This window comes from Ideonella sp. P3_A4 (assembly GCF_056403075.1).
The window spans coordinates 1-4,622 of the sequence record NZ_JBFUGE010000477.1 but is presented as its reverse complement, the minus strand read 5'-3'; the positions used below and the strand labels follow the sequence as shown (position 1 = coordinate 4,622).

The following is a 4,622-nucleotide window of genomic DNA, read 5'->3' as shown; positions in this document are numbered from 1 at the left end:
GCCACCAGCAGCGGCTCGTTGCGCTCTTTGAGCTTCAGCTGCAGGCGGCCGCGGAAGTCGCGGCTGGCGCCGGCGATGGCGGTGGCGTTGACCAGAGTCGAGCGGTGGATCTGCCAGAACAGCTGCGGGTCCAGTTCTTCGACCAGTTCTTTCAGCGGCTTGCGGATCAGCGCTTCGCCTTCGCGCAGCGCGACGCGGGTGTATTTGTTGTCGGCCTGGAAGTACAGCACCTCGTCGACCGTGATCAGCTTCAGCGTCTGGCCGATCGAGGCATTGATCCAGCGCAGATGCTGGCGCGCTTGCGCCGCGCCCGGCAGCGCAGCCAGACGGTCCAGCACTGCACCCAGATCGCTCGGCGCTTCGCCCAGACGCTCTTTGACGCGGCTGATGGCCGTGAACAGGCGCGCCGGCTGCAGCGGCTTCAGCAGGTAGTCGACCGCGCCGTGGTCGAACGCAGCCACCGCGTGCTCGTCGTAGGCAGTCACGAAGACCACGCGGCTGCGGCCGCTGGCCTGGCGTGCCACCTCGAGGCCCGTGGCGCCGGGCATCTGGATGTCGAGGAACATCACGTCGGGCCGCAACTCGTCGAGCAGGCGCAGCGCCTGCACGCCGTCAGCGGCCTCGCCGACGATGCTGAGCTCGGGCCACAGATTGCCGATCTGCTCGATCAGTTCGGCGCGGAGCGTGGCTTCGTCTTCGGCCACGATGGCGGTGGGGTGCTTCATGAAGGCAGGGTCAGCGTGAATCGGGTGGTGTCGTCGATGTCGTGGCACTTCAGGCTGGCCGCGTCACCGGCCAGCACGCGCAGGCGCTCGCGTTGCGCCGACAGCTCGGCATCGTCGCCGCACAGTCCGGTGGCGGTGATCTGCAAGATGACCTGCAGCGCGGCCGGGTTGGCCAGCGTGCCGCGCTGGGCCCGCAGCACCACGCGTGGCGGCAGGCCTTCGGGGGCGAGGCGCAGGGCGCGCTGCAGCAGCGGCAGCAGCAGCATCGAGGGCAATGCGGCGCTGCGCAGCATGGGCGGCAACTCGTCGACCAGCTCGACCGGCTGGTGCTGCAGCCCCTGCCGCAGCGCGAGGTAGCTGCCCAGCAGCGCCCCTTCGGCATCCAGCGTGGTCACGTTGTGCTCGCGCAGTCGCGGCAACGCGACGCGCAGGTGGTGGATCAAGCGCTCCAGCTGCTCGGCAGCGCTGTCGCTCTGGCCCTTGGCGTACTGCTGCTGCACGTCGACGAGCACGTCGAACAGGAAACGCGGTTCGACCTGGGCCTGCATGGCTGCGAGCCGCGCTGCCATCGCCTGGCGGCCCAGCGAGGCCTGCTCGCTCAGCAGCACCTGCAACTGCGCCTCGGCAAGCCAGCGGCGGCGCAGCATCTCGATCACCGCCAGGGCCAGCCCGCCGGGCAGCAGCGTGGCGAGGAAATCAGCCACGAACTGCTGGACCAGCGACGGCTCGGTCTTGCACTTGGGCATGTTGCACAGCTCTTGGTAGGTGGGCCAGTGCGCGAGGTTGGCCACGCCCCACATCAACGGCACGGCGCAAAGCGTGCCCAGCAGCGCCGCCAGCATCAGGCGCTGGGTGCGCGCTGGGTGGCGCGGGTTGCTGCGGTCGGCCGCCAGCCAGGCCGGCAGCAGCGCCAGCGTGGCCAGCACGGGCGACAGCAGCAAGCGCCAGAACAACGACTCGGGCCGGTCGAAGTGCTTCAGCTCGATCAGCGAGGTGAGGTCGACCGCCCCGTATAGCAGGCCCAGCGTGACGAAGCCGCCGAACTCGTACCAGCGCACCGACAGCCAGGCCTGCCACAGGTGACGCAGGCCGTCGCGCACGCGGGCAGGCATCGAGGGGGCGGCGGCGGGAACAGGTGCCAGCACGCTGCTCATGGCGCACCGTGGGCGGCCGAAGGCACTGCCGGCAAGTCGTCGGCGGCCCCGAAGGCCGCGCTGGTGGGCATGTAGGTGGGCATATCCGCGCTCGGCTCCAGGGCCGCAGAACTGTCGTGGCGCAGCGGCAGCGTCACTCGGGCGAGCACGCCGCGCGGCTCGGCGGATTCGAGCGAGAGCGAAGCCGCCTGCCCGTACAGCGCCAGCAGGCGGGCACGGGTGTTGGCCAGGCCCACGCCGCTGCCGCCCGCGCCGATGAAGCCGCGCCCGTCATCGCGCACATCGACCACCAGCTGCCCCTCGTTCGTCTGGCGGGCGGTGACCCACAGCCGGCCGCCTTCCGGCAACGGCGACAACGCGTGCTTGATCGCGTTCTCGACCAGCGTGGCCACCACCATCGGCGGCATCTCGGCGTCGCGCAGCGCCGGCGGCGCCGCGATCTCGAAGCGCAGGCGGTCGCCCATGCGCATCTGCAAGATCACCAGGTAGTGGCGCACGCGCTCCAGCTCGTCGCCCAGGCAGGCACGCTGTCGGCGCATGCCGGGCAGGGCCGACTGCAGGTAGGCGATCAGGCTGGTCAGCATGTCGCGGCCGCGGCCGGGGGCCACGTCGTAAAGCCGCTTCACCGTCGCCAGCGTGTTGAACAGGAAGTGCGGCTCGATCTGCGCCTGCAGCGCCGACAGCTCGGCCTCCATCTGCTGGGCGGCGAGCACTTCGCGTGCCTGGCGCGCCGCGGCAAGGCGCTCGCGGTCGGCACGGTCGGCCAGCGCCAGGTGCAGCAGGCCGTAGCCGGTGCAACCCAGCAGCCACCACAGGCTGGTGGTGTAGGCCAGCCACGACCATTCCAGCGGGTCCTTGTAGTCGGGCGCGTTGGCGACTGCGTAGCGCAGCCCGGCGCCGATCAGCGTGCCGGCGGCCACGGCCAGCCCGCGCAGTACCCACTGCGCCGTCGGCTGCCAGCTGCGGCCGAACAGCGCCGACTCGGCCACGCCCGCGCACAGCAGGATCGAGAACGCGCTGATCATCGATTGGCGCGTGTAGTGCGCAATCGCGAAGATCCACTTGATCGGCTCGGCTGGCTCGGTCTGCCAGCCGATGATGCGCGAGAGCGCGAACACGAATGCCAGGTAGAACACCGCCGCCACGTGAGGCAGGGTGACCACCCGCCGGAAGGCTGCCCAGCGGGTGGCTGGCGCATCGAAGGCGGTGGGGGTTGGCGTCATGGGCGAATTGTCCGCCCGGGTTGGCGCCTGTGGGGCGGCCGAGCGACGAACCCGCCCGCAGCCCGATGAAGCCGGGAGGGCCGCGACCGAGGCCACGGCCCTCCCAGCCAGTCACGCCGGGTTACTTCTTGCAGAACGCGATCTGGTCCTGCACCGGCAGTGGCGAAGAATCACCGGTGGTCAACAGCAGGTTGGCCGACAGTGTGACGATGTACGCGCAGTCGGGCAGGGCGGTGAAGACCCAACCACCTGCCGGCGGTGGCGCGCCATTGATCGCCTGGCCGAACTGGTCTGTCGGGTCCACCGGCACCGGCATGCCGAAGCCATAAGGCCCGCCCGGCCCGTTCATGCTGACGCCGACCGAACCCAGGTTCGGGTGCGCCGCGGTGAACAGCAGGTCCAGCGCCGCGTTGAGCCCGGCACAGCCACCGGCCCGCAGTTGCAGCGAGTCGACCGAACACGCGCACAGCTGGCCCGACACATCGACCGGCGCCCACGAGCCGCCCTTGTGCACGTTGTTGTAGACAGTGTTCTCGATCGCCACATGGGCGCAGGTGCCGGCATCTTGCTCGGTGCCGGGCAGACCGACGGCCCGCACCCGCATGCGCAGGGCGATGTGCCTGTTCTGCGCCAGCGCTGCGCCGTGGGCCGTGCTGCTTTCGCCGGCGATCACGTTGGCCATGTTCAATGCGGGCTGGGGCACCAGCAGCGGCGTGATCACGCGCAGCATGTCGCCGTTGGGCACGAAGAAACCGTTCACATCGAGCGCGTTGCTGAACTGCGGCACCTGGATCCAGCCGCCGACGATGGCCGCGTGGCTGGCGTCCGCACCCGGGCTCGCCGGGTCGGCGTGCACATAGTGCGTCAGCGTCGTCCAGAAGCCGCCGATGAAGACCAGGCGCTCGATGCGGCCGATGATCGTGTCGCTGAACTGGGTCGTCGAGACCACCGTCCACGGCCCGGTCGGGTTGCCCAGCGCATCGGTGGTGCGGAACTCGAAGCGATATTCCATCGGCAACCCGCCCAGCGTCTTCGGCAGCACGCCGTTCAGCCGCACGGTCGAGAAGAAAGCGCGGTGGTCACCGACGGTCAGGCCGCTGCCCGGCACTGTGCTCTCGATCTGGCTGGCGTACAGATAGCCGCCCAGCGCGTCAAAGACGGGCACGGGTTCGGTCACCGGTGGCGACTCTTTCAGGCACAGGTCGACGCAGAAGCAGGGGCCGGCGTTCTCGCGGTCCGGCGCACGGCCACGCGATGGCGGCTCGGCCAGCAGCGGCACGCCGCCCAGCGTCTCGACCTTGAAGTACAGGTCGGGCCCGCCGGTCCATTCGAGGTTCAGCCACGGGAAGATCGTCGGCGTGAAGTCGCTCGCCAGGTAGTCGATGCGGAAGTGGCCGGTGAGGTCGGTCATGCCGTCGCCCAGCGCATCGTCTTGCAGCCAGTCGACATCGAACGCGCGAACCCGCACGCCGCCGATTGGCGCCTGTGTTTCGCAGTGGCGCACCTGGCCGCAGATGACC

Annotated in this window: 4 protein-coding genes; all 4 read right to left on the bottom strand. The window is 69.9% G+C overall.

Annotated features, from left to right (window positions below; all coding sequences use genetic code 11):
- Positions 1-725: LytR/AlgR family response regulator transcription factor (locus tag AC1DYI_RS27165; RefSeq protein ID WP_477207238.1), on the bottom strand; the 725-nt coding region annotated here is incomplete at its 3' end.
- A complete protein-coding gene (locus tag AC1DYI_RS27160; RefSeq protein WP_477207237.1) occupies positions 722-1,879 on the bottom strand; it encodes a sensor histidine kinase in 1,158 nt (385 codons plus the stop codon). The genes AC1DYI_RS27160 and AC1DYI_RS27165, both read right to left, overlap by 4 nt.
- The gene (locus tag AC1DYI_RS27155) at positions 1,876-3,102 is read right to left on the bottom strand and encodes a sensor histidine kinase (protein WP_477207236.1); all 1,227 of its coding nucleotides are present in this window, start codon (positions 3,100-3,102) and stop codon (positions 1,876-1,878) included. Before AC1DYI_RS27155 ends, AC1DYI_RS27160 begins: the two co-directional genes overlap by 4 nt.
- 121 nt (positions 3,103-3,223) lie before the next feature.
- Positions 3,224-4,622, bottom strand: a 1,399-nt coding sequence (locus tag AC1DYI_RS27150; protein WP_477207235.1) for a hypothetical protein, incomplete at its 5' end; no start/stop codon positions are given.

Coding starts and splice junctions, on each gene's coding strand:
- AC1DYI_RS27155 (WP_477207236.1), bottom strand. CDS start 3,102: ATGACGCCAACCCCCACCGCCTTCGATGCGCCAGCCACCCGCTGGGCA.
- AC1DYI_RS27160 (WP_477207237.1), bottom strand. CDS start 1,879: ATGAGCAGCGTGCTGGCACCTGTTCCCGCCGCCGCCCCCTCGATGCCT.